This is a genomic window from Nocardioides psychrotolerans (genome assembly GCF_900113685.1).
Classification (GTDB): Bacteria; Actinomycetota; Actinomycetes; order Propionibacteriales; family Nocardioidaceae; genus Nocardioides; species Nocardioides psychrotolerans.
On record NZ_FOQG01000002.1, the window covers coordinates 213404 to 238279 of the forward strand.

Genomic DNA, 24876 nt, shown 5'->3' on the forward strand with positions numbered 1-24876 from the left:
AAGAAGGCGGCTCCGGCGAAGAAGGCGGCACCTGCTGCCAAGAAGGCGGCTCCGGCCAAGAAGGCAGCACCTGCTGCCAAGAAGGCACCTGCGAAGAAGGCTCCCGCCAAGAAGTCCTGAACCACCACGAACGGGCCGTCCTCCATCGGGGGACGGCCCGTCGTCATGTCAGGTCGAGCTCTGCGACGAGAGCGGCGGTCTCCGGCCCGAGCCCCAGGGACCGGGCGTCGCGCAGGTCGTCGAGGTCGTCCACGTCACGCCGCAGCGAAGGCAGGTCGAGTCCGACCTCGACCCCGCCGGAAGCGCGGTGCGCACGACGAGAGCCGACGCCGAACTCGGGGTCGAACTCGTCGTACGGCGCCGTGTAGAGCGTCGTTCCGACGCCCTCGGCGTCAGGTGCGAACGACGGCCCGCCGGGCACGACCGAGGCGAGGGCCCGGCTGAGGTCAGCGGGCCGGAGGGATGGCAGGTCGGCGCAGAGCGCGGCCGGCGTGAGGTCGGGGAAGCGGCGTCGCGCCTCCGCCACGGCCTGGCGCAACGCGGCATTGAGGTCGTTGGTGTCGCCGTCGGGGATGGTCACGCAGCCGAGGCTCTCGAACTCCCGGGAGAACGCGGCGTCATCGGTCGCGACGAGCACGGCATCGACGTGCTCCGTGGCCAGGCAGGCGGCCACGGTGTCGAGGGCGAAGGCGCGCGCGAGGGCGCGACGCTGTCGGTCGTCGAGACCTGTCATCCGGGACTTGCCGTGCGCCGGGGGCTTGACCGGCACCACGACGACGTAGGACGTGACCACCCCACGATCCTGTCAGGAGACTCGGCGCGGCGAGACGGTGGCCTCGGTCACGTCGGCGAGTAACCTGCACTCCCGTGAAGGTTCGCACAATGCAGGAGAAGCGCCGACCGGGATTCGCGTTCGCCGTGGCGATCGTGAAGCCGGTGCTGCTTGCCACGACGACCCACGACTGGATCGACGGCGAGAAGCTGCCGGCCAGCGGGGGGTGTGTCGTGGTGCTCAACCACGTCTCCCACGTCGACCCGCTCACGGCGGCCCACCTGGTCTACGACCACGGGCGTGTGCCGCACTACCTGGCCAAGTCGAGCCTCTTCGGGAACTTGGTGCTGGGCTTCCTCATGCGTGCGGCCGGCCAGATCCCCGTGGAGCGGGCCAGCAGCAACGCGGTCGGTGCCTTCACCGCGGCGGTGGATGCCGTGCGCGCGGGCAAGGTCGTGGTGGTCTACCCCGAGGGCACCATCACCCGCGACCCCGACCTGTGGCCGATGACGGGCAAGTCCGGCGCCGCCCGCATCGCCCTCGAGACCGGCTGCCCGGTCATCCCGGTCGGTCAGTGGGGTGCCCACCGCATCCTCTACCCCTACGCCAGCAAGCCCGACCTCTTCCCGCGCAAGCTGATCCGGATGAAGGTCGGCGACCCGCTCGACCTGTCCGACCTGGCTGACCAGCCACGCGGCCACGTCGTCATCAAGGAGGCGACCGACCGCATCATGGCGGCGATCACCGGTCTCGTGGAGGACGTCCGGGGCGAGAGCGCCCCCGCCGAACGGTTCGACATGCGCAAGGTCGGCACCCGCCCGGCCAGCACCCCCGACACGAAGGACGAGCTGTGAGCACGAAGATCGCGATCCTCGGAGCCGGTTCCTGGGGGACGGCGTTCTCCATCGTGCTCGCCGACGGTGGCAACGACGTCACGATCTGGGGGCGGCGCGCGGAGGTCTGCGCCACCATCAACGATCAGCACGAGAACGTCGACTACCTGCCCGGCATCGAGCTGCCCTCGGCCGTCAACGCCACGCACGACCCCGAGAAGGCCCTCGCCGACGCCGACGTCGTGGTGCTCGCGGTCCCCTCCCAGTCCTTGCGCGCCAACCTCGTCGAGTGGGCGCCGTACGTCGGCAAGGACGCCGTCATGGTCTCGCTGATGAAGGGCGTCGAGCTCGGCAGCCTCAAGCGGATGAGCGAGGTGATCGCCGAGGTGACCGGAGCCGGGCCTGAGCGGATCGCGGTCATCAGCGGCCCCAACCTGGCCAAGGAGATCGCCCGTCGCGAACCCGCGGCGTCGGTGGTCGCGTGCGAGGACGAGGACGTGGCGCGGATGCTCCAGGCCCGCGTGCACTCACCGGCCTTCCGGCCCTACACCAGCGTCGATGTGCTCGGCTGCGAGCTCGGCGGCGCCTACAAGAACGTCGTGGCCCTGTCGGTCGGCATGGCCGTGGGTCTCGGCTTCGGCGACAACACGACCGCCTCGGTGATCACCCGTGGCCTGGCGGAGACGGCCCGACTCGCGATGAAGCTCGGCGCCAACCCGCTCACCCTGATGGGTCTCGCGGGGCTCGGCGACCTCGTCGCGACATGCTCCTCCCCGCTCTCGCGCAACCGGACCTTCGGGGAGAACCTCGGCAAGGGCATGACCACCGAGGAGATCATCGCCTCGACGCGTCAGGTCGCCGAGGGCGCCAAGTCCTGCTCGTCGCTGCTGGCGCTGGCCAACCAGTCGGGCGTCGATGCCCCGGTCGCGCACCACGTCGACGCGGTGGTCGCGGGCACGATGACGGCCAAGGACATGGTCGACGCGTTCATCGCACGCGACACCAAGGCCGAGACTGACTGAGCGGCCGGCTGGTCCGCGTGGGCGGTGGACCTTGGGAGGTATGACGAGTGCGGGATCGCCCACAGGTCACCGCCACCCGTCGGCGCGCCGACCCTCAGACGACCAGCGTGTCCAACGCCGAGCCGAGGTCGCGCCACAGGTCCTCGACGTCCTCGATGCCCACGGAGAGCCGCACCAGGCCTTCCGGGATCGTGGTCGGCTCGGCCTTCCAGCGGCGCCGGCGCTCGAAGGTCGACTCGACACCACCGAGGCTGGTCGCGTGGACCCACAGCCTGGTCTTCTGCACCAGCAGGTCGGCGGCCAACGCCTCGCCGGCCAGCACGATCGAGACGATGCCTCCGAAGCCGGGGTAGCGGACCTCGCTGATCGCCGGGTGCTCGCGCAGGCGCTCGACGAGCGTGGTGGCGTTCGCCTGGGCCCGCTCGACACGCAGGTGGAGCGTGCGCAGCCCGCGCAGCGCGAGGTAGGCCTCGAGGGTGCCCGGCGTCGATCCGAGGAGGTCGCGGCGGCCCTTGAGCACACCGTAGAGCTCGTCGTCGGCGGTGACGATCGCGCCCATGAGGACGTCGCTGTGGCCGGCGAGGTACTTGGTGACGGAGTGCACGACGATGTCGGCCCCCATCGTCAGCGGCTGTTGGAGCAGCGGAGTGGCGAAGGTGTTGTCGACGACGACGTAGGCACCCGCGTCGTGTGCGGCCTCGGCGATGGCGGCGATGTCGGCGACCTCCAGCGCGGGGTTGGTCGGGGACTCGAACCACACGAGCGCGGCGTCGACGCAGGCGGCCGCGACGGCCGCGGTGTCGGTGATGTCGACGAGCTCGCTGGTGATGCGACCGCGGGACTCGAGGTCTGCCAGCTGGAGCAGCGTGCCGGTGTAGGAGTGCTGGGGGGCGACGACCTTGCCGCCCTGGCCGACCAGGTCGAGCACCGTCGAGACCGCGGCCATGCCGCTGGCGTAGCTGAGGCAGCGACCACCCTCCAGGGCGCCGAGTGCCTCCTCGAACGCCGCCCAGGTGGGGTTGCCGTAACGGCCGTACTCACGGTCGCCACCGGCGACGTACGTCGAGGTCATCGTGATCGGGGTGTTGAGGGGCTCGTCGGACACGTGCGGGGGGCGTCCGGCGGTCACCGCGATGGTCGCTGGCTGCAGGTCGGGCGAGTCCTCGGTCATGTCCGGAAGCCTAGGCCGATAAGGTCGTTGCGATGAACGCGACCACCCCCGAGAGCCGCAAGCCCCGCGTCGCCGTCGTCTTCGGCGGCCGCTCCAGCGAGCACGCGATCTCGTGCGTCACAGCCGGCAGCGTCCTGAAGGCCATCGACCGCGACGTCTACGACGTGGTGCCGATCGGCATCGCCACCGACGGACGCTGGGTGCTCGAGAGCGGGGACCCGGACCGGCTGCGCATCGAGGGAGTCGGCCGACTGCCGAGCGTGGACGGCGAGAGGGCACCGGTGGCGCTGGCGCAGCAGGCCGCGAGCACCGACCTGGTCGTCACCGAGCCCTCCCAGCCCCCGCGCACCCTCGGCGAGGTCGACGTCGTCTTCCCGCTGCTGCACGGGCCGTGGGGCGAGGACGGCACCATCCAGGGCATGTTCGAGATGGCAGGCGTGAGGTACGTCGGCGCGGGCGTGCTCGCCTCGGCCGTCAGCATGGACAAGGCCTATATGAAGGTCGTGCTCACTGCTGCAGGCCTGCCCGTCCTGCCCTCGGTCACGATCACCGCGCGAGACTGGGCCCGCGACGCCGGGGCGTGCCGCGCGCAGGCCGACGAGCTCGGCTACCCCCTCTTCGTGAAACCCGCTCGCGGTGGCTCGAGCATCGGCATCTCCAAGGTCCACGACGCCACCGAGCTCGACGCCGGCCTCGAGGAGGCGCACCGTCACGACCCCAAGGCGCTCGTCGAGGTCTCGGCCGAGGGCGCCCGCGAGGTCGAGTGCGGGGTCCTCCAGGCCCTGGACGGCACTCCCGAGACCAGCCAGCCCGCCGAGCTGCGGGTCGGCAGCGACCACGAGTTCTACGACTTCGCCGCCAAGTACCTCCCCGGTGAGCACACCGAGATCGACATCCCGGCCGAGCTGCCCCCGGGCGTCGCCGAGGAGCTGCGGGCGCTGGCGGCCCGGGCGTTCGAGGCAGTGAGCTGCGAGGGACTGGCCAGGGTCGACTTCTTCGTGATGCCCGACAGCTCCCTGGTCGTCAACGAGATCAACACGATGCCGGGCTTCACGCCGACCTCGATGTATCCCCAGATGTGGGCGGCGAGCGGCGTGCCCTATCCCGAGCTCGTCGACCGGCTGATCCGGCTTGCCCTCGCGCGCGACACCGGCCTGCGCTGAGGGTCAGGTGCAGGGCTGCTCGAGGCGCAACGTCGACTTCACGGCCTCCGTGAGGTCGGTCAGCGCCGCGGACACGCCGTCGGGGCGGTAGTCCGCCGGCACCACGAGCTGGATGAGTGGGCGGTAGCTCACCGCGGTCACGGTGACCTGCTCGTCCTGCGCGTCCTCCTCCAGCGAGTCGGGCGGCGCGAACCAACCCACCCCGTTGACGTCGTCGCAGGTCGAGAACGGGTCGTAGTCGTCGGGCAGCGCGACCCCGCACGTCAGGACGATGGCCGGGTCGCCCCAGGCCGCACCGAGCGCGTCGGCCGGCTCCACGTCGACCTGCTCGAGGTCGTTGAGCGTCGCGGGCAGGGCGTCGACCAGCTGCTCGCATGCCTGCTGGTCCTCGGTCCCGAGGTCGGCCGAGGCGATCTCGGGCGTGCTGCTGCAGGCGCTCAGGAGCAGCGAGAGCGTGGCGAGCGTCGGGAAGGCAGCGGACGCGGCGACGCCCCGGACCCGAGCGGGTCCGGGGCGTCGCCGGAAGTGCGTGAGGCTCAAGCGCCCGGTGCTCAGATGTGGACGACCGGGCAGGTCAGGGTGCGGGTGATCCCGTCGAGGGTCTGCACCTTGGCGACCACGAGCTTGCCCAGCTCGTCGACGTTGCGCGCCTCGGCGCGCACGATGACGTCGTAGGGGCCGGTGACGTCCTCGGCGAGCGTCACGCCCTTGACCGCGGCGATCGCCTTGGCGACCTCGGCGGCCTTGCCGACGTCGGTCTGGATCAGGATGTACGCCTGGACGACCATGGGTGTCTCCCTCAGCTGACGATGTCTCGTGCGACATCTGTGTGTCGGTGCGTGGATCAGTGTGACGGCCAACCTATCGGACCGCTCACGGGTGTCCATAGCCGTCCCCGGTCGGGGAGCCGCGCACGCATCTGGTGGGATGGGGTCATGCCTCTCCCGCCCGACGCGACCCTGGCCGACGCCGGTGAGTTCGGCCTCATCTCCGACCTCGTGGCGCTCTTCCCCCAGGGCGAGCACGTCCTGATCGGGCCGGGCGACGACGCCGCGGTGCTGCGGATCCGCAACGGGCACGTGGTGGTCTCCACCGACCTCATGGTCGAGGGACGTCACTTCCGCCGTGACTGGGCCTCGGCCGAGGACGTCGGGCACCGAGCGGCGGCGCAGAACCTCTCCGACATCAACGCGATGGGCGGCCGGGCGCACTCCCTGACCGTCGGCCTGGCGGCCCCGCCCGACCTCCCGGTCCGGTGGGCGCTGGACTTCGCTGCCGGCTTCGCGGCCGAGTGCGCGCTCGTCGGTGCCAGCGTCGTCGGGGGAGATGTCACCCGCGCCGACCAGGTCGTCATCGCAGTCACCGTCATCGGCGCCTGCACCCAGGCCCCGGTCGTGCGCTCCGGTGCCGGGCCCGGCGACGTCCTGGCGATCACCGGCCGCCAGGGCTGGGCCGCCGGGGGACTGGCCGTCCTGGGCCGCGGCTTCCGCTCCCCGCGGATCCTGGTCGAGGCCTACCGACGCCCCGAGCCGCCCTACGACGCCGGCGCGATCGCCGCCGAGGCGGGCGCCACCGCGATGATCGACGTCTCCGACGGCCTCCTCGGCGACGCGGCCCACCTCGCCGAGGGCTCCGGGGTCAGCATCGACGTCCGTCGGGCGGCCTTCGAGATTCCCGAGCCCCTCCAGGCCGTCGCCGCCGCCACCGGCGCCGACCCCATCGAGTTCATCCTCGGAGGCGGCGACGACCACGCCCTGCTCGCCACCTTCCCCGACGCAGCATCAGTCCCCGACGGCTGGACGGTCGTCGGCGAGGTCCTCGAGGGCGACCCCGTCGTCACCGTCGATGGCTCGGCGTACGACGGCGCCACCGGCTGGACCCACTTCTAGTTCCGCCGCCGTCGCGGCGAGATGGGGTCGCGTCGCCGGATCTGCTCCAGGCGCGGTCGCCCTGGCTCCCGGGCCATCGCGTGCGGTCTGCCCGTCTCGCCGAGGCAGGTGGCCAGGCAGGTCTCGGGCCGGTGCGCTGCACGGCTCGGTGTCGCGGGACGAAATGCAAGAAGACCGCCACCCGGAGGTGACGGTCTTCTCGAAGCTGTGGCTCAGGTCAGCGAGAGACCTTGCCGGCCTTGAGGCAGCCGGTGCACACGTTGAGGCGCTTGGGGGTGCCGTTGACCTTGGCACGCACGCGCTGGATGTTGGGGTCGAAACGGCGCTTCGTGATCTTGCGCGACCATGGCCGGTTGTTGCCGAAGCCAGGCTTCTTGGCGCAGATGTCGCAGACGGCAGCCACGGTGATTGCTCCTGATGATCGAGGTGATGAACGAGGGGCCCGCAGAACGGGCAACCGAGCAAGAGTATCCGACTGATGCCTGAGCAGAAAATCGTGCCGGTCCGACTAGTCTTGCCGCTCCGACCCCCGACCCGAGGCAGGCGATGGAAGAGACCCCGCGCAGCGGCATCATCGAGCTCGCGGTCGTGCTCCGCTTCGTCGACGTGGCCACCGACGCCCTCGCCGAGGCCCGGGAGGAGATCGACGCCCTCAACGTCTACCCCGTGCCCGATGGTGACACCGGCACCAACATGTATCTCACCGTCTCCGCCGCGCGTGACGCCATCCGCGAGGCCGCCGGCAGCAAGCCCGACATCGACCGGGACGAGGCCCTCGCGGTCTTCCGCCGGGGTGCACTGCTGGGCGCGCGGGGCAACTCCGGGGTGATCCTCAGCGAGATGCTGGGGGCGATCGCGCGACGCATCGCGACCTCGAAGCCCGAGGAGCGCAACGCGCGCGTCATGGCCGACGCGCTCCACGACGCGACCGAGGCGAGCTATGCAGCGGTCGGACGCCCGGTCGAGGGGACCATGCTGACGGTCGCGCGGGCCGCCTCCGAGGCCGCGCTGGCGCTGGCCGGCGACCCCCGGGTGCGGGCCGGCGACGTGTTCACCAGTGCGGCCCGGGCGGCACGCGAGGCCCTGGCCCGCACCCCGGAGCAGCTGCAGGTCCTGCGTGACGCGGGGGTCGTCGACGCCGGTGGCCGCGGGCTCAGCGTGATCCTCGACGCCGCCGAGACCGTGCTGACCGGCCGTCGACCGGTGCCGGTGACCAGCCCGCTCGGCCAGGGCTCCATCCCCATCCCGAACGCGCCGACCCGAGCCCTGCCCGAGGGCGACCTCACGGCGGACGGCCCGGCCTACGAGGTGATGTACCTCCTCGACGCCGCCGATGAGGCCATTGCACCCCTGCGCGCCGCGCTCGACGGACTGGGCGACTCCCTCGTCGTGGTCGGCGGCGAGGGCCTGTGGAACGTCCACGTGCACGTCGACGACGTGGGCGCCGCGATCGAGGCCGGCATCGAGGCCGGGCGTCCGCACCGCGTCCGGGTGACGCACTTCGCCGAGCAGGTGGTCGAGGCCCGGCGGGTGCGGGGCGCGCGCTCCGGTCGCAGGATCGTCGCGGTCGCCGCCGGCCCCGGCCTGGCCGATCTGTTCGGCGAGGCCGGTGCGGTGGTCGTCCACGGCGGTCCCGGTCGCCGGCCCTCCACCGGTCAGATCGTCCAGGCCATCACCGGCTGCCGAGCCGAGGAGGTCGTGGTGCTGCCCAACGACGCCGACTCCGTCCGCGTCGCCCAGATCGCCGCCCAGCTGGTCGAGACCGACGCGGCCCTCGGCACCGTGCGGGTGGCGGTCATCCCGACGCAGGCGCAGGTGCAGGGCCTGGCGGCCCTGGCGGTCCACGAGCCGGCCCGCACCTTCGACCAGGACGTGCTGGAGATGACCGCGACCGCCCGCCACGCGCGCCACGGAGCGGTCACGATCGCGGCACGCCAGGCCATGACCATGGCCGGGCCGTGCGAGCCCGGCGACGTGCTCGGCGTGATCGCGGGCGACTTCGCGGTCGTCGGTCACGACCTGGCCGACGTCGCCTCGGGCGTCCTCGACCGGCTCCTGGCCGGCGGTGGCGAGCTGGTGACCCTGGTGGCGGGGGAGGGGAGCGACGGGCTGGCCGAGCAGGCGGCCGCCTGGGTCGACCAGCACCACCCCCATGTCGACGTCGTGGTGTACGACGGTGGTCAGGAGCGTTACCCGCTGCTCCTGTCCGTCGAGTGAGAGGGCACGTGTGATCAGCCTCGACAGCCCCGTCGCCGCGGTGTTCGGCGACGCCAAGGGCAAGCGCGACAAGGTCGTGAAGAACCTCCGCATCGAGACGGTCGGAGACCTCCTGCACCACTTCCCCCGGCGCTACATCAAGACTGGCGAGCTGACCCGCGTCGACGAGCTGGAGCCCGGCCAGATGCTTACCGTCGTGGGGGAGCTCGGCAAGACCGAGGTGCGCTCCTACACCGATCGGCGCTCCGGCAAAGTGGCCTACCGCCTCGAGACCCTCGTGCACACCGATGGGACGAGTCTGCGGCTGACCCACTTCGCCAAGAGCAAGCACGTCTCCGACTACCAGGCGCGCCGGCTCCCTGCGGGGCGCCAGGGCCTCTTCATCGGCCAGGCCGGGCGCTTCCGCGACGAGTGGCAGCTCACCAACCCGACGATGGTGCTGTTCGGGAGTGGAGGCGGGTCCGGCGACGGGTCCGGGGAGGAGGTCGACGCGCTGGAGCTGATCCCGCCGCTCTACCCGCTCTACCCCCTCACCAAGGGTGTCGATCACTGGGACATCCTGCGCGCGGTCACCTTCGCCCGCTCGGTCGTCGAGCCTCCCCTCGAGCTCATCCCTGACGACGTACGCCGCGTGCACGACGTCGTCGACGCCCACACCGCCCTCACCTGGATCCACGCGCCCGAGGACTTCTCCCAGGTCCAGGCGGCCCGTCGGCGCTACCGCTTCGAGGAGGCGCTGGTCACCCAGCTGGTGCTCGGCAAGCGTCGCCGCGCTGTCCGGGCCCTCGGCGCCCACGCCCGCACCGGCGGCGACGGCGCGCTGCTCGCAGCGTTCGACGACCGGCTGCCCTTCACGCTCACCGACGGGCAGCGCCAGGTAGGGGCGCAGGTCGAGGCCGACCTTGCCCAGCCACACCCCATGAACCGACTGCTCCAGGGAGAGGTCGGCTCCGGCAAGACGCTCGTGGCGCTGCGCGCGATGCTGACGGTCGTCGACTCCGGGGGACAAGCGGCGCTCCTCGCGCCGACCGAGGTCCTCGCCCAGCAGCACTACCGCTCGATCACCGCCATGCTCGGCGACCTCGCGCTCGGCGGGATGCTCGGCGGGCCCGAGGCGGGCACGGCCGTCGAGCTGCTCACCGGCTCGATGACCAAGACCCAGCGCACGGCGCCGATGTCGCGTCTGGCCAGCGGGGAGTCGGGCCTCGTGATCGGCACCCACGCCCTGCTGGAGGACAAGGTGATCTTCGCCGATCTCGGCCTGGTCGTCGTCGACGAGCAGCACCGCTTCGGCGTCGAGCAGCGCGCCGCCCTTACCGCCAAGTCGGTGATGCCGCCCCACGTGCTGGTCATGACGGCGACCCCGATCCCGCGCACCGTCGCGATGACCGTCTTCGGCGACCTCGAGACCTCGGTCCTCACCGAGCTGCCGGCCGGGCGGGCGCCGATCCAGACCAACGTCGTCAACACCCTCGAGCACCCGACGTGGATCTCCCGGGTGTGGGAGCGGATCCGGGAGGAGGTCGCCAAGGGCCACCAGGCCTACGTCGTGTGCCCCCGCATCGCCGGCGACGAGCTCGAGCAGGGGGAGGCCGACCAGCTCGAGCTCGACGAGGACGGCCTGCCGATCCCGCCCGAGGAGACGCGTCCGCCGCTGGCTGCCGTCGAGCAGGTCGTGGTCGAGCTCCAGCTGGGCGAGCTCAACGGGCTGCGGGTCGCCATGCTCCACGGCCGCATGGGCGCCGACGAGAAGGACGCCACCATGCGGGCCTTCAACGCCGGCGACATCGACGTGCTGGTCTCCACGACCGTCATCGAGGTCGGCGTCGACGTCGCCAACGCGACCGCGATGGTGCTCCTCGACGCCGACCGCTTCGGCGTCTCCCAGCTCCACCAGCTGCGCGGCCGCGTGGGCCGTGGCGGACACCCCGGCCTGTGCCTGCTGGTGACGCACGCGCCGTACCTCTCGCCCGCGCTCGAGCGGCTCGCTGCGGTGGCGAGCACGACCGACGGCTTCGAGCTGAGCCGCCTCGACCTCGAGCTGCGCCGCGAGGGCGACGTGCTCGGCGCCTCCCAGGCCGGCGGCCGCTCCGGCCTGGTCAACCTGCGGGTCCTGCGGGACGAGAAGACGATCCTTCAGGCCCGCGAGGCCGCGGAGACGCTGCTCGACCGTGACCCCGACCTGCTCGACGCCCCCGCCCTCGGGGTGGCCGTCGCCGACCTGGAGCTGTCCCAGCAGGGCCAGTTCATCGAGAAGTCATGAGGACCGCGTGACCCGGATCATCGCCGGCGCAGCCAAGGGCCGCCGCCTGAAGACACCGCCCGGCTCCACCACCCGACCCACGAGCGACCGGGTCCGCGAGGCCTTCTTCTCGGCAGTCGAGGCGTGGTGCGGCTCCCTGCACGGCCTGCGCTTCCTCGACCTCTATGCCGGCTCAGGTGCTGTGGGCCTGGAGGCCTGGTCCCGCGGCGCCGGGGTCGTCACCCTCGTCGAGCAGGACCGACGTACGGCGGCGCTGGTGAGTGACAACGCCCGCACGATCGGCTTCACTCGGGCCGACGTGCGCGCGGTCGCCGTGGGCGCGACCCTGCGCCGGCCCCCGGCGGCGCCCTACGACGTCGTCTTCAGCGACCCGCCCTACGCCCTCGACGAGGACGGGCTGGCCGTCGACCTCGCGGCCCTGGTCGAGCACGGCTGGCTCGTCCCGGGCGCCCTGGTGGTCGTCGAGCGCTCCCGGCGCAGCCCCGAGCCGACCTGGCCGAGCGACTTCGAGGACACCCGGTCGAAGCACTACGGCGAGACCGTTCTTTGGTACGGTCACGCAGCCCTCGACGGGCTCCCCGACCACCAGCAGGAGTGAGGACCACCTCGTGCGCCGAGCCGTCTGCCCCGGGTCCTTCGACCCCGTGACCAACGGTCACCTCGACATCGTCCAGCGTGCCTCGACGCTCTTCGACGAGGTCGTCGTGGCGGTCGGGGTCAACAAGTCCAAGAATCGGCTGTTCACGGCCGAGGAGCGCATCGCGATGCTCGAGCAGGCGTGCGCGCCGTTCGCCAACGTGCGCGTCGACGGCTTCAAGGGGCTCCTGACGACCTTCTGCCAGCACCACGGCATCCACGCCATCGTCAAGGGGCTGCGCGCCGTGAGCGACTTCGACTACGAGCTCCAGATGGCCCAGATGAACTCCTCGCTCACCGATGTCGAGACTGTCTTCGTGCCCACCAGCCCGGAGTACTCCTTCCTGGCCTCGAGCCTGGTCAAGGAGGTCGCGACCTTCGGCGGCGACGTCTCCGGGCTGATCCCCGACTTCGTCAACACCGCGCTGCTCGCGCGGCTCGCCGAGCGCGCGGCACAGGCCGACGAGGCGTAGTCGTTTTGCCCCGGGCCCGCCCGGACGGATACGATCATCGCTGATCTGTTGTGCCCGGAACTGAAAGTGATCCACTGAGCAAATTGGACCCGAGAGCGCCGCTCGTGCTCGATACACGCGAGCTCGGCCGCCGCCCGGGGTCCCAGCGCGAAGTGTCACGGACGATCCTGGCCCCGGCAGATCTGGGCATCGAAGTCCTTCGTGTCCCCGAAGGTGCGCCGGTCGAACTCGACCTGCGGATCGAGGCGGTCATGGAGGGTGTCCTGGTCACGTGCGAGGCCCTGGCCTCGCTCGAGGGTGAGTGTGTGCGGTGCCTGGAGCCGATCGACGACGACGTCGACGTGAGGTTCCAGGAGCTGTTCCTCTACGACGACCAGGCCGCCACCGCGGGTTACGACCCCGAGGACGACGACGGGGTCAGCATGCTCGAGGACGACCTGCTCGACCTCGAGCCCCTGCTGCGGGACGCGGTAGTGCTCGCGCTACCGTTCCAGCCGCTGTGTGAAGAGGATTGTCCCGGATTGTGCGTCGAGTGTGGCGCGCGGCTGGCGGATGACCCCGAGCACACGCACGAGGCGCCGATCGACCCGCGTTGGGCGGGGCTGACCGAGCTCCAGCACGACGAAGACTGACCAGCGAAGACTGACTTGTTCAGAGCCTGACCGGGCCTCCGGTCGATGTAAGAGGAGATAACAGTGGCTGTCCCGAAGCGGAAGATGTCGCGCAGCAACACGCGTCACCGTCGCTCGCAGTGGAAGGCCGTCGCGCCTTCCCTGGTGACCTGCGCCAACCCCGCCTGTGCTGCCAAGCACCTCCCGCACCGTGCCTGTGGCACCTGCGGCCAGTACGGCGCGAAGGCCGACCGTCGCCAGGTCCTCTGAGGCCTGCGACGCCTCCGCTGAGCAACTACAGCGAACTGCGACGAGCGCTCGGTGATCCAGAGCTGGATCCCGGGCTCCTCGAGCGCGCCCTGACGCACCGGTCCTACGCCTACGAGAACGGTGGGCTGCCGACCAACGAGCGCCTGGAGTTCCTGGGCGACTCCGTGCTCGGCGTCGTCGTGACCGAGACGCTCTACCTCACCCACCCGGACCTCTCCGAGGGCCGGTTGGCCAAGCTGCGCGCCGCGGTCGTCAACGCGCGTGCCCTGGCCGAGGTGGCGCGCGGCATCGGGCTCGGCGACTACGTCAAGCTCGGACGCGGCGAGGAGGCGACCGGCGGTCGCCACAAGGCCTCCATCCTCTCCGACACCGTCGAGGCCGTCATCGGCGCGGTCCACCTCAGCGGTGGCGGCATCGTGACGTCCTCCGAGGTCGTCCACCTGCTCTTCGACCCGCTCATCGAGGCGGCGTCCGCCATGGGTGCGGGGCTCGACTGGAAGACCTCCCTGCAGGAGCTGGCCGCCGAGCACGCCCTGGGCGTCCCGGAATACCTCATCGAGGACGACGGCCCCGACCACATGAAGACCTTTACCGCGCAGGTCCGGGTGGGGGAGTCGATCTACGGCAACGGCGTCGGCCGCTCCAAGAAGGAAGCCGAGCAGGCGTGCGCCGAGACCGCCTACGGCGAGATCGTCGCCGGGCTGCCGGTGGCCGACATCCCCTCTGGCAAACCCTCGGGCAACTCCTCTGGCAGCGCGTCCGCCGCCACCGACTGACGTGCCGGAGCTCTGAGGTGCCGGAGCTGCCCGAGGTCGAGGTCGTCCGCGCCGGCCTCGAGCGCCACGTCCTCGGCGCCACGATCACCCGCGTCGACGTCCTCCACGGCCGGCCCGTACGCCGCGATCCCCGCGGCGCCTCGGGCTTCGCGCAGGCCCTGGTCGGTCGCCGCCTCGTGGCGGCCCGGCGTCGCGGCAAGTACCTCTGGATCCCGCTCGACAACGGCGACGCGATCCTCGGCCACCTCGGCATGAGCGGCCAGCTGCTCGTCCAGCCGCCCACGCTGCCTGATGAGCGCCACCTGCGGGTGCGTTTCGTGCTCGACGGCGCGGACGAGGGGCGTGAGCTGCGCTTCGTCGACCAGCGGATGTTCGGCGGCCTGTCGGTCTCGACCGGCGGCGCCGACCTGCCCGCCGAGATCGCCCACATCGCCCGCGACCCCCTGGACCCCGCTTTCGACGATGACGAGTTCCTGCGGCGAGCCCGTCGGCGCAGCTCGGGGGTCAAGCGGCTGCTGCTCGACCAAGGGCTCATCTCGGGTGTCGGCAACATCTACGCCGACGAGTCGCTCTGGCGCTCACGGCTCCACGGCGACCGACCGGGGGACCGCCTGACAGGCCCCCAGCTGCGGACCCTCCTGGGCCACGCCCGCGACGTGATGAGCGAGGCGCTCGGCCAGGGCGGCACGTCCTTCGACGCCCTCTACGTCAACGTCAACGGGGAGTCGGGCTACTTCGACCGCTCGCTCCACGCCTACGGACGCGAGGGCGAGCCGTGCGAGCGCTGCAGCACCCCCATCCGACGGATCGCCTTCATGAACCGTTCGTCGTACTTCTGTCCGGCCTGCCAGCCGGCCCCGCGCGCCCGTCGCGTGGGGCGCCCCGGCACCCCCGTCCCGGATTGACCCCGACGCCCCTCGGTGGGACTCTTGTAGACGGCTCACTCCGGGCCGCCACCGCTTCCGAAAGGCTCGATGTCATGGCCAAGGCGCTGATGGGACACATCTACAGCGACCTGCGAGACCCGCGACTGTCTGCCGACAACGCTCGGCTCCGCACCCGCGTGCGTGAGCTGGAGGACCTGGTCCTGCGGCTCAGCGAGGAGAACGACCAGCTCGTCGCCGCCCAGACGGCCGACCTGCACGACCTCCACGCCGCGCCCCTGCAGGAGATGCAGCCCGCCTGAGCCTCACGGCTCCTCGCACAGCTCGTCCAGCTCGTTCCCCCGGGCACACCGGGCGGTCGCGTGACCGCTCCGCACGTAGGTCGTTGACCCTCCGTGCGCCTCTCCTTCGCCGCTCTAGCGGCCAGCCTCCTCCTCGGTTCCTCCCTCGCGCTGGCGACACCGGCCGCGCCGGCGTCTGCCGACAGCACCCGCGACCGGCTCGCCGAGATGTCCGAGCGTCAGGGCCGGACCAGCTCGGTCGTCGAGAGCGACCGGATCGCGCAGCTCTCCTCCAACCCGACGCAGACCGGCATCTCGGGCTGCTTCATGAAGACCGCGCCGATCTTCGTGACCAGCGGCGTCGACTCGCTGCGGGTGTGGAACGTCAGCAACCCGGCCCAGCCGCGCCTGGTCGGCACGCTGCTCGACGTCCTCTTCGAGAACGAGGCGATGAACTGCGGTGAGCGCACCACCTCGCGCGGCACCCAGCGCTTCGCGCTGATCGGCGTCGACCTGGTCCAGGCCTCGCCTGACGACATCGAGCACGTCAACGCGGGCGGCAACGAGCTCATCGTGGTCGACGTCACGAAGCCGTCGGCGCCCACGATCCTGTCGCGCACGCCCGGGGCGACCAGCACCCACACGGTCGCCTGCGTCCAGGAGCGCAGCTGCCGCTACGCCTACTCCGCCGGCGGCAGGGACGACTTCTCCGTCTTCGACCTGCGCAACCTCCGCAAGCCCGTCGAGGTCGACGCCCGGCCGAAGCAGGCCGGGGTGCAGCCCTTCGCCTCGCCGACCGGCGGCCACAAGTGGAACTTCGACGCGGCCGGCGTCGGCACCCACACCGGCTTCAGTGGTGCGTCGATGTGGGATGCCAGCACGCCGGCCCGGCCGCGGCTGATCACCACGACCGGCAAGGCCGGCGCCGGCGAGGACCCGCGGTTCCCGGGCTACAACGACTTCATCCTGCACAACTCCTTCCGACCCAACGCGACGGCGTTCGAGCCCGGCACGCGGCCCTCGATCGCCAACGGCAACGTGCTGCTGGTGACCGAGGAGGACTACGAGCAGACCGACTGTGCCCTCGCCGGTTCCTTCCAGACCTGGTGGGTCAAGCGCCTCGACGGCACCCCGTCGGCGATCGTCCCACTCGACAAGGTCGAGCTGGCCGACCTCGGAAACTTCCCGCTGCCCCGAGGGGCCTTCTGCTCCTCGCACTGGTTCGACTACCGCCCCGGCGGTCTGGTCGCTGCCGGTTTCTACGGCGGTGGCACCCAGGTGCTCGACGTGCGCGACCCCCGCGACATCAAGCCCTACGCCCACTCGATCTGGGGCCTCTCGGAGGTCTGGGACGCGATGTGGGTGCCGGTCTACAAGAGCGGCAAGCAGACCGGAGCGCGCACCAACGTCCTCTACGCGATCGACCTCGTGCGTGGGCTGGACGTCTACGCCGTCGACGTGCCCGGCGACGGTCGCGGCGCCGTCCCGCCTGCCTCGAGGGGCAGCGAGCGCACGGTCGGGCAGCGCGTCACGGGCGGCGTCGTACCGCTCGGGGTCGTGGGTGCGGCGATGGCCGCCGCGTTCGCCGTACGACGCCGGCGTCGGCCGGCTCCAGTGGCCTGACGCCGGTCGTCGTAGGGTCTGCTGCTTGTGAGCAGACTCGTCGAGACCGTGGTGCCGCGGCGCCTCGGCACCGACTTCAGGTGGCTGCTCGCGTCGTCCTGGATCAGCAACCTGGGCGATGGTCTCGCGCTCGCCGCGGGCCCCCTCCTGGTCGCGTCGCAGACCGACCAGGAGTTCCTCGTCGCGCTGGCCGCGCTGCTGCAGTGGGCGCCGCCGCTGATCTTCGGGCTGTACGCCGGTGCGCTCACCGACCGCCTCGACCGGAGGCTGATCGTGGTCACCGTCGACCTCGTGCGTTGCGGGGTGCTGGTGGTGCTGGCGGGCGCGGTGGCGACGGACCATGTGTCGGTCGGGCTGGTGCTCGGGTCGCTCTTCCTGCTCGGGACGGCCGAGATCTTCGCCGACAACGCCTCGAGCACGCTGTTGCCGATGATCGTCGACCGCGACGACCTGGCAGTGGGCAACGCGCGGCTGCAGACCGGCTTCATCACCGTCAACCAGCTCGCCGGTCCGCCGATCGGGGCGGGGCTGTTCGCCGCGGGCATGGCCTGGCCCTTCGCCATGCAGGCGGTGCTCGTGCTGCTCGGCGCGGTGCTGATCTCGCGGCTGACGGTGGGGCGCCCGGTGCGTGCGGCGGTGGAGGGCCAGCGGGTGCGTGCCGAGATCGTGGAGGGCTTCCGGTGGGTGCGCCACCACGCAGCCGTGCGCACCCTGGTGCTGACGATCTTCACCTTCAACATCACCTTCGGTGCGGCCTGGTCGGTCCTGGTGCTCTACGCCAGCGACCGGCTCGGGCTCGGTGCGGTCGGCTTCGGCCTGCTCACGACGATCTCGGCGGTCGGGGGGCTGATCGGCACGCTCTGCTACGGCGCGATCACGCGGCGGGTGTTGCTCGGCAACCTGATGCGCGTCGGGCTGGTCATCGAGACGTTCACCCACCTCGCGCTCGCGATCACCACGGTCCCGTGGGTCGCGATGGTCATCTTCTTCGTGTTCGGCGCCCACGCGTTCATCTGGGGCACTACGTCGGTGACCGTGCGCCAACGCGCGGTGCCGACGGCGCTCCAGGGCCGCGTGGGCTCGGTCTACACCGTCGGCATCTACGGCGGGCTGGTCGTCGGCGCGGGCATCGGGGGAGCGCTGGCGCAGTCCTTCGGCGTCACCGCGCCGTTCTGGTTCGCGTTCGCCGGCTCCGCGGTGTTCGTGGTCCTCATCTGGTCGCAGCTGAGCCACATCGCTCACGCCGACGAGGCGCCCGCGCCCGGGTGAGCCGCGCCCTCCTCGGGGTGGCTGTCGACCTTCGGGCTCGTCGTACCAGGTGGGCGAGTCGGTCGCTTGTCAGGGGTTGCAACACCCCTCAAGCGACGGGGTCCCCGGACATCCGGGTAGTCATGCAGCCCGGCCCCGCCGCCCCGCCTCCCACCTCCGGCAGGACGCGGCGATCGGAAGGTAGGGTGAGGCGCGCTGAGCTTCCCCGGCGGCGGGCGCCCCCGCACCCGCGCCTCAGTGCAGCCACGTCGACCACTGATGGAGTCTCGCGTTGTACCTGAAGAGCCTGACCCTCAAGGGGTTCAAGTCCTTCGCCTCCTCGACCACGCTCCAGCTCGAGCCGGGCATCACCTGCATCGTGGGCCCCAACGGCTCCGGCAAGTCCAACGTGGTCGACGCGCTCGCCTGGGTCATGGGTGAGCAGGGCGCCAAGTCGCTGCGCGGCGGCAAGATGGAGGACGTCATCTTCGCGGGCACCTCCGGGCGCCCGCCGCTGGGTCGCGCCGAGGTGCTGCTGACCATCGACAACTCCGACGGCGCCCTGCCGATCGAGTACGCCGAGGTCACGATCAGCCGCACGATGTTCCGCTCCGGGGGCTCGGAGTATGCGATCAACGGCACCTCCTGCCGCCTGCTCGACGTGCAGGAGCTGCTCAGCGACTCCGGCATCGGTCGCGAGATGCACGTCATCGTCGGCCAGGGCCAGCTCGACACGATCCTGCACGCGACGCCGGAGGACCGCCGTGGCTTCATCGAGGAAGCGGCGGGGGTCCTCAAGCATCGCAAGCGCAAGGAGAAGGCGCTCCGCAAGCTCGACTCCACCGACGGCAACCTCACCCGGCTCCACGACCTGCTCAGCGAGATCCGCCGCCAGCTCAAGCCGCTCGGCCGCCAGGCCGAGGTCGCCCGTCGTGCGGCCGGCGTCCAGGCCGACGCCCGCGACGCGCGGGCCCGGCTGATGGCCGACGACCTCGTCACCGCCCGCACCGCGCTGCAGCAGGAGATGGCCGACGAGTCGATCCTGGTCGAGCGCCGTGCGGCGGTCGAGAAGGCGCTGGCCGAGGGGCGCGAGGCCGAGACCGTGCTCGAGGCCGCGCTGCGCGAGGACCTGCCGGCGCTGTCGAAGGCCCAGGACGTGCAGTACTCCCTCAACGGTCTCCGCGAGCGCCTGCGCGGCACCGCCTCCCTCGCCGCCGAGCGGGTCCGCAACGCCGCCAGCGTGAGCGAGAGCGAGCCGCAGGGACGTGATCCGGAGGAGCTCGAGGCCCAGGCCGAGCAGGTCCGCCAGCAGGAGCAGCAGATCGGTGCCGAGGTCGACGCCTCCCGCACCGGCCTCGAGCAGGCGGTCTCCGGGCGTCGTACGGCGGAGGAGGCGGCCGCCGAGGAGGACCGCCGCGTGGCGGGGCTGGTGCGCGCCGCGGCCGACCGTCGCGAGGGCCTGGCCCGGCTCCACGGCCAGGTCAACGCGCTCAGGTCTCGCGCCGCGGCCGCCGACGACGAGATCGGTCGGCTCGGGCTGGCGCGCGAGGAGGCCGTCGCGCGTGCCGACCGGGCCCAGCGCGACTTCACCTCGCTCGAGACCAGTGTTGCCGGCCTCGACGCCGGCGAGGAGGGTCTCGATGCGGAGCACGAGGCCGCCACCAACGTCCTCGACGACCTGGAGGAGCGCCTCGCCAAGACCCGCGAGGAGGCCCAGCAGGCCGACCGCGACCGCTCGTCGCTGGCCGCCCGCAAGGACGCCCTCGAGATGGGCCTCAACCGCAAGGACGGCGCCGGCGCCCTGCTCGCCGCCACCGACGCCGTCTCCGGGTTGATGGGCTCGGTCGCCGCGCTGCTCTCGGTGCGCACCGGCTTCGAGACCGCGATCGCCAGCGCCCTCGGCTCCGCTGCCGACGCCGTCGCCGTGACCGACGCGGGCGCCGCGGTGGTCGCGATGGGCCACCTCAAGACCGACGACCTGGGGCGTGCCGGCATGCTGCTCGGCGGCCTCGTCGAGACCGCCGACCGCACCTGGCCCGGCCTGCCGGACCACGCGACGTACGCCGTCGACGCCGTCGAGTGCCCCGACACCCTGCGCCCGGCGTTGAGGCGGCTGCTCCTCAAGGTCGCCGTCGTCGACGACCTGGCGCTCGCGCAGGCGCTGGTCGCCGACCTGCCGGACGTCACGGCGGTGACCCGCGAGGGCGACGTGCTCGGGACCCACTTCGCGGCCGGCGGTTCCACGAGTCAGCCCAGCCTGATCGAGATCCAGGCCGCGGTCGACGAGGCGTCCACGCGGCTGACCGAGGCGATCGCCGCCTCGGAGCGGCTGACCTTCGACCTGTCCCGCCTCGAGGCCGAGCGGCTCGAGGCACACAAGCGCGCCGACGTGGCGCTGGCCAAGCTCCACGAGTCCGACGCCACGCTGGCGGCGGTGGCCGAGGAGCTCGGTCAGCACGGCTCGGCGGCCCGCTCGGCCCGTGGCGAGGCCGACCGGCTCGGCCAGGCGATCGACAAGGCGCAGGCGGCCCGCGAGCAGGACCTCGCCGGGCTCGCCGACCTCGAGCAGCGCCTCGCGACCGCCGAGGACGCCCCCGACGAGGAACCTGACACCGCCGAGCGCGAGCGGCTTGCCGAGGCCGCCAAGGCCGCGCGCCAGGGCGAGATGGATTCCCGGCTCGCGCTGCGCACCTCAGAGGAACGCGCTCGCGCCCTGCACGGCCGCGCCGAGTCGCTGGTGCGCGCCGCCCGCACCGAGCGCGAGGCCCGCGCCAAGGCCGCAGCCCGCCGCGAGCGGCTGCTCCGCGAGGGCCAGGCCGCGGAAGCGGTCGGCGTCGCGGCGTCCTACGTCCTGTCGCGCCTCGAGGTCTCCATCCACCGGGCGACCGAGGCCCGCCAGGAGGTCGAGGCGTCCCGCACCGGCCGTGAGCAGGAGCTGCTGACCCGGCGGGGGAGCCTGCGCGACCTGATGCGCGAGCACGACGAGCTGGTCAACTCCGTCCACCGCGACGAGATGGCCCGCACCCAGCAGCGCATGCGCATCGAGCAGCTGGAGGAGCGCGCGCTGGAGGAGCTCGGGCTCGACGCCGACGGGCTGGCGTCCGACTACGGCCCCCACAACGACGTGCCGGCGACGGCGCCCGACGCGGAGGGCAACATCCCGGACCCGGTGCCGTTCGTGCGCGAGGAGCAGCAGAAGCGGCTCAAGACCGCCGAGCGCGAGCTGGCCATGCTCGGCAAGGTCAACCCCTTGGCGCTCGAGGAGTTCTCCGCGATGGAGGAGCGACACAAGTTCCTCACCGAGCAGCTCGAGGACCTCAAGAAGACCCGCGCCGATCTGCTCGACATCGTCAAGGAGGTCGACGCCCGGGTCGAGGCCGTCTTCACCGAGGCCTTCGCCGACGTCACCGTGGCCTTCGACCAGACCTTCGCCCGGCTGTTCCCCGGCGGCGAGGGCCGGCTGGTCCTCACCAACCCCGGCGACATGCTGTCGACGGGCGTCGAGGTCGAGGCCCGCCCACCGGGCAAGAGGGTCAAACGGCTCAGCCTGCTCTCGGGTGGGGAGCGGTCGCTGGTGGCCGTGGCGTTCCTGGTGGCGCTCTTCAAGGCCCGGCCGTCGCCCTTCTACATCCTCGACGAGGTCGAGGCGGCGCTCGACGACACCAACCTCGGTCGGCTGCTGCAGATATACGAGGAGCTTCGCGAGAACTCCCAGCTCCTCGTCATCACCCACCAGAAGCGGACCATGGAGGTCGGCGACGCCCTCTACGGCGTGACCATGCGCGGAGACGGCGTCAGTGCTGTCATCAGCCAGCGACTGCGAGAGACCGAGCCTGCCTGATGTCCAGCGGCCCCGGACGACCCACGCGCGGCGACTACGTCGCCTGGCGCACCGTCACCACGCGTTGGCGCGACGACGACGCCTACGGCCACCTCAACAACGCGACCTACTACGAGCTGTTCGACACGGCCGTCAACGCCCACCTCTACGAGGCGACCGGGCTCGACATCCGGTCCCTCCCACAGATCGGCGTGGTGGCGGAGACGTCGTGCCGCTACTTCCGCGAGCTCGGCTTCCCGGAGCCGATCGAGACCGGCCTGGTCGTCGACAAGGTCGGCACCTCGTCGGTCGTCTACCGGATCGGGCTCTTCCAGGGTGACTCCGACGAGGCCGCGGCCGAGGGCCGGTTCGTGCACGTCTACGTCGACAACACCGATCCCGCGCGGCGGAGCACCCCGATCCCCGCCGAGATCCGCGCCGTCGTGGAGCCACTGCTGAGGACCCCGTCATGACGTCCTCCCCGTCCTCGATCCTGGACTTCCCGCGTCGCTACTGCCCGACCTGCGACCGGATCGTCACGAAGGACTTCCGACCCGGCCCGGGCGGACGCCCCGACGCGTCCTGCCCGCGGTGTCGGAGCCTGGAGCGGCACCGGTTCTTCGCGATCCTGCTGAGCGTGCTCTCGCCGCTGCTCGACGACGTCGACCTGCTGCTCGAGGTCTCGCCCTCGCCGCAGACCACACCGCTGCTGGGCCGGTTGGGTGCGCGCACCCACCTCAAGCTCGACCTCGGCGCCGACAACCGCCGCGTCGACGTGCTCGGCAGCCTCACCGACGTGCCGCTCGCGGACGACTCGGTCGACCTGCTGGTGTGCTACCACGTGCTCGAGCACATCCCCGACGACCTGGCGGCGATGCGCGAGATCGCCCGGGTGCTGGCTCCCGACGGCCTGGGCATCCTCCAGGTCCCGTTCCGCCCCGGCACGGTCACCGACGAGGACCCGTCGGCCGGCGAGGAGGAGCGGCTGCGGCGCTTCGGGCAGGCCGACCACGTGCGCTACTACGGCGACGACTTCGAGGACCGGCTGGCCTCGTGCGGCCTCGCGATCCAGCGCATCACCCCGCGCTCGCTGCTCGGTGAGGAGATGTCGACCTGGGTGCGGGCCGAGCCCGACGAGATGGTCTGGCTGGTCCGGCCCGCGACCGGCGCCGCGGTGCCGGAGCCGTTGGTCGTGACGTCGACGGCGCTGACCCGCACGTTCGACGCGATGCTCGGGGAGATCACCCGCCTGCAGGGCGAGGTGCTCCAGGCGCGTGGTCGGCTCGAGCGGGTCCGGGCCGAGCGTGACCGGCTCCGTGGGGCAGTTGCCGCTCCCGGGGCGCCGGCTCCTGCCGCGACGCCCGCCTCCGGCGCGCGCCGCGTCGTACGACGGGTGCGGGCGATGAGGGGCAGGTCACGGGGCCGCGCCGACTGAGGAGTGGAGCTCGGTCCACCTGGGCGTGGGAGGGTGAGGTTCAGTTCCTCGTCTCTCGGGAGTCACCTTGCTGATCGCCTGGATCGCCATGCTCGTCATCCTGCTCATCTGCGCGGGCGTGGGTCTGTTCGTCGCCTTCCCGCACCGCGGGGAGCGGCTGCCGGCCGCTCCGTGGCTCGGTGAGGCGATGGCGCGTGCCGCCGACGCCGTCCCCACGCTCGACCCGGAGGACGACGAGCGCGACGCCGAGACCGCCGACCGCCTGACCTCGCGGGGCACCGCACAGCGCTGATCGGGGCGGCACCCGCCTCTGGTTGGATTGGGGCCATGGACGGCTTGGCTCTCGTGATCCTGATCATCGCCCTCGTGGCGCTCGCCCTCGTGGGGACCGTCACCGGGCTCGTGGTGACGCGCCGGCGCACGCCGGCACCGCTGCCCGACACCTGGACCGACGACCTCGGCATCCCGCCCGGCGCGCAGCCGGGGGCCACGGACGTCCTGGAGCCGGAGGTCCTGGATCCTGAGTTCGTCGAGCCCACCGCGGCGGTCCTCGAGAGGCCCGAGGGCACCGCCTCCAGGCTGGTCCGGCTGCGTCAGCGGCTGGCGGGCTCGCAGGGCGGCCTCGGACGCGGCCTGCTCGCACTCCTGAGCCGTGACCGCCTCGACGAGGACACGTGGGAGTCGATCGAGGACACCCTGCTCACTGCCGACGTCGGTGTCACCCCGACGCAGGAGCTCGTCGAGCGGCTGCGCACCCGGCTGCGGGTCGACGGCAACGAGGCGGGCGACCCCCGCACGGTGCTCCGCGAGGAGCTCCTGACCCTGGTCGACCCGAGCATGGACCGTCGTCTTCAGGTCAGCGGTGCCGACGGCCAGCCCGGCGTCGTGCTCGTCGTCGGGGTCAACGGCGCCGGCAAGACCACCACCGTCGGCAAGATCGCCCGGATCCTGGTCGCCGAGGAGCGTTCGGTCGTGCTCGGCGCGGCCGACACCTTCCGGGCCGCCGCGGTCGAGCAGCTGGCGACCTGGGCTGAGCGCGTGGGCGTCGAGGTCGTGCGCGGCCCCGAGGGCACCGACCCCGCCAGCGTCGCCTTCGAGGCGGTCAAGGAGGGTGTCGACCGGGGTGTCGACACCGTCATCATTGACACCGCCGGCCGTCTGCAGAACAAGCAGGGCCTCATGGACGAGCTCGGCAAGGTCAAGCGGGTCATCGAGAAGCAGGCCCCGGTCACCGAGGTGCTGCTCGTCCTCGATGCGACCACCGGGCAGAACGGCCTGATTCAGGCCCGGGTCTTCAGCGAGGTCGTCGACGTCACCGGCATCGTCCTCACCAAGCTCGACGGCTCCGCCAAGGGGGGCATCGTCGTCGCGGTCCAGCGCGAGCTCGGCGTACCGGTCAAGCTCGTCGGTCTCGGTGAGGGTGCCGACGACCTGGCGCCGTTCGACGCCGGCGCGTTCGTCGACGCGCTCCTGGGCTGAGGCCGGCTGA

Annotated in this window: 25 protein-coding genes; 20 read left to right on the forward strand and 5 right to left on the reverse strand. The window is 71.8% G+C overall.

Translation table 11 applies throughout. From position 1 onward, the window contains the following. Nucleotides 1-163: 163 nt before the first annotated feature. A complete protein-coding gene (gene cofC / locus BM204_RS03190; protein ID WP_246165832.1) occupies nt 164-793 on the reverse strand; it encodes a 2-phospho-L-lactate guanylyltransferase in 630 nt (209 codons plus the stop codon). Between the two features lie 74 nt (nt 794-867). On the opposite strand from cofC, the gene BM204_RS03195 reads away from it, so the two are divergent. Together BM204_RS03195 and BM204_RS03200 are read left to right on the forward strand one after the other, a co-directional pair. Next, nucleotides 868-1626 carry a lysophospholipid acyltransferase family protein gene (locus BM204_RS03195; protein WP_246165834.1) on the forward strand — a complete coding sequence of 253 codons (759 nt, stop codon included), beginning with the start codon at nt 868-870 and terminating at the stop codon, nt 1624-1626. Beyond that, complete coding sequence (locus BM204_RS03200; RefSeq protein WP_091110347.1) at nt 1623-2627, forward strand: NAD(P)H-dependent glycerol-3-phosphate dehydrogenase; 1005 nt, start codon at nt 1623-1625, stop codon at nt 2625-2627. The genes BM204_RS03195 and BM204_RS03200 overlap by 4 nt, the downstream gene beginning before the upstream one ends. Before the next feature lie 94 nt (nt 2628-2721). Here the strand turns inward: BM204_RS03200 and BM204_RS03205 are convergent, their stop codons facing one another. Then, a complete protein-coding gene (locus BM204_RS03205; protein WP_091110349.1) occupies nt 2722-3798 on the reverse strand; it encodes a trans-sulfuration enzyme family protein in 1077 nt (358 codons plus the stop codon). Between the two features lie 32 nt (nt 3799-3830). Between BM204_RS03205 and BM204_RS03210 the strand changes: the two genes are divergently transcribed. Next, the gene (locus tag BM204_RS03210) at nt 3831-4961 is read left to right on the forward strand and encodes a D-alanine--D-alanine ligase family protein (RefSeq protein WP_091110350.1); all 1131 of its coding nucleotides are present in this window, start codon (nt 3831-3833) and stop codon (nt 4959-4961) included. A gap of 3 nt (nt 4962-4964) precedes the next feature. Here the strand turns inward: BM204_RS03210 and BM204_RS03215 are convergent, their stop codons facing one another. Next, a complete protein-coding gene (locus BM204_RS03215) occupies nt 4965-5501 on the reverse strand; it encodes a DUF3515 domain-containing protein (protein ID WP_170259066.1) in 537 nt (178 codons plus the stop codon). Nucleotides 5502-5512: 11 nt separating this feature from the next. Then, entirely contained in the window at nt 5513-5749 is a 237-nt protein-coding gene (locus BM204_RS22510; protein WP_091021602.1) for an Lrp/AsnC ligand binding domain-containing protein, read from the reverse strand. A 147-nt stretch (nt 5750-5896) separates the two neighbouring features. Between BM204_RS22510 and BM204_RS03225 the strand changes: the two genes are divergently transcribed. Then, nucleotides 5897-6850, forward strand: a complete 954-nt coding sequence (locus BM204_RS03225; RefSeq protein ID WP_091110352.1) for a thiamine-phosphate kinase — start codon at nt 5897-5899, stop codon at nt 6848-6850. Between the two features lie 217 nt (nt 6851-7067). Here the strand turns inward: BM204_RS03225 and rpmB are convergent, their stop codons facing one another. Continuing rightward, nucleotides 7068-7253: a 50S ribosomal protein L28 gene (rpmB, locus tag BM204_RS03230; protein WP_056862348.1), complete on the reverse strand. Its 186-nt coding sequence runs from the start codon at nt 7251-7253 to the stop codon at nt 7068-7070. Between the two features lie 143 nt (nt 7254-7396). On the opposite strand from rpmB, the gene BM204_RS03235 reads away from it, so the two are divergent. The 16 genes from BM204_RS03235 (at nt 7397) to ftsY (ending at nt 24866) form a co-directional block, all read left to right on the forward strand. Then, nucleotides 7397-9067: a DAK2 domain-containing protein gene (locus tag BM204_RS03235; RefSeq protein WP_091110353.1), complete on the forward strand. Its 1671-nt coding sequence runs from the start codon at nt 7397-7399 to the stop codon at nt 9065-9067. 10 nt (nt 9068-9077) lie between these two features. Further along, nucleotides 9078-11330: an ATP-dependent DNA helicase RecG gene (locus BM204_RS03240; RefSeq protein ID WP_091110355.1), complete on the forward strand. Its 2253-nt coding sequence runs from the start codon at nt 9078-9080 to the stop codon at nt 11328-11330. A 7-nt stretch (nt 11331-11337) separates the two neighbouring features. After that, nucleotides 11338-11928 carry a 16S rRNA (guanine(966)-N(2))-methyltransferase RsmD gene (rsmD, locus tag BM204_RS03245; RefSeq protein WP_091110356.1) on the forward strand — a complete coding sequence of 197 codons (591 nt, stop codon included), beginning with the start codon at nt 11338-11340 and terminating at the stop codon, nt 11926-11928. A 10-nt stretch (nt 11929-11938) separates the two neighbouring features. Continuing rightward, nucleotides 11939-12439 (forward strand): pantetheine-phosphate adenylyltransferase, encoded by a 501-nt coding sequence (gene coaD / locus BM204_RS03250; RefSeq protein WP_091110358.1) that lies wholly within the window; start codon nt 11939-11941, stop codon nt 12437-12439. 104 nt (nt 12440-12543) lie between these two features. Beyond that, complete coding sequence (locus BM204_RS03255; RefSeq protein ID WP_246165836.1) at nt 12544-13071, forward strand: YceD family protein; 528 nt, start codon at nt 12544-12546, stop codon at nt 13069-13071. 63 nt (nt 13072-13134) lie between these two features. After that, complete coding sequence (gene rpmF / locus BM204_RS03260) at nt 13135-13320, forward strand: 50S ribosomal protein L32 (RefSeq protein ID WP_091110359.1); 186 nt, start codon at nt 13135-13137, stop codon at nt 13318-13320. A 62-nt stretch (nt 13321-13382) separates the two neighbouring features. Next, a complete protein-coding gene (rnc, locus tag BM204_RS03265; protein ID WP_439895887.1) occupies nt 13383-14096 on the forward strand; it encodes a ribonuclease III in 714 nt (237 codons plus the stop codon). 17 nt (nt 14097-14113) lie between these two features. Continuing rightward, complete coding sequence (mutM, locus tag BM204_RS03270; protein ID WP_091110361.1) at nt 14114-15001, forward strand: bifunctional DNA-formamidopyrimidine glycosylase/DNA-(apurinic or apyrimidinic site) lyase; 888 nt, start codon at nt 14114-14116, stop codon at nt 14999-15001. A gap of 74 nt (nt 15002-15075) precedes the next feature. Next, the gene (locus tag BM204_RS03275; RefSeq protein WP_091110363.1) at nt 15076-15282 is read left to right on the forward strand and encodes a hypothetical protein; all 207 of its coding nucleotides are present in this window, start codon (nt 15076-15078) and stop codon (nt 15280-15282) included. A 93-nt stretch (nt 15283-15375) separates the two neighbouring features. Next, nucleotides 15376-16884 carry an LVIVD repeat-containing protein gene (locus BM204_RS03280; RefSeq protein ID WP_091110365.1) on the forward strand — a complete coding sequence of 503 codons (1509 nt, stop codon included), beginning with the start codon at nt 15376-15378 and terminating at the stop codon, nt 16882-16884. Nucleotides 16885-16911: 27 nt separating this feature from the next. Continuing rightward, entirely contained in the window at nt 16912-18153 is a 1242-nt protein-coding gene (locus BM204_RS03285; protein ID WP_091110367.1) for an MFS transporter, read from the forward strand. A gap of 271 nt (nt 18154-18424) precedes the next feature. Continuing rightward, on the forward strand, nt 18425-21973 hold the full coding sequence (gene smc / locus BM204_RS03290; RefSeq protein ID WP_091110369.1) for a chromosome segregation protein SMC: 3549 nt from the start codon (nt 18425-18427) through the stop codon (nt 21971-21973). Beyond that, nucleotides 21973-22425, forward strand: a complete 453-nt coding sequence (locus BM204_RS03295; RefSeq protein ID WP_091110371.1) for an acyl-CoA thioesterase — start codon at nt 21973-21975, stop codon at nt 22423-22425. The genes smc and BM204_RS03295 overlap by 1 nt, the downstream gene beginning before the upstream one ends. After that, a complete protein-coding gene (locus tag BM204_RS03300) occupies nt 22422-23387 on the forward strand; it encodes a class I SAM-dependent methyltransferase (RefSeq protein WP_091110373.1) in 966 nt (321 codons plus the stop codon). The genes BM204_RS03295 and BM204_RS03300 overlap by 4 nt, the downstream gene beginning before the upstream one ends. A 67-nt stretch (nt 23388-23454) precedes the next feature. Further along, nucleotides 23455-23679, forward strand: a complete 225-nt coding sequence (locus BM204_RS03305) for a hypothetical protein (RefSeq protein ID WP_091110374.1) — start codon at nt 23455-23457, stop codon at nt 23677-23679. A 35-nt stretch (nt 23680-23714) separates the two neighbouring features. Beyond that, nucleotides 23715-24866, forward strand: coding sequence for a signal recognition particle-docking protein FtsY (gene ftsY, locus BM204_RS03310; RefSeq protein WP_174812975.1), 1152 nt, complete (start codon nt 23715-23717; stop codon nt 24864-24866). The last annotated feature ends 10 nt before the right edge of the window (nt 24867-24876 follow it).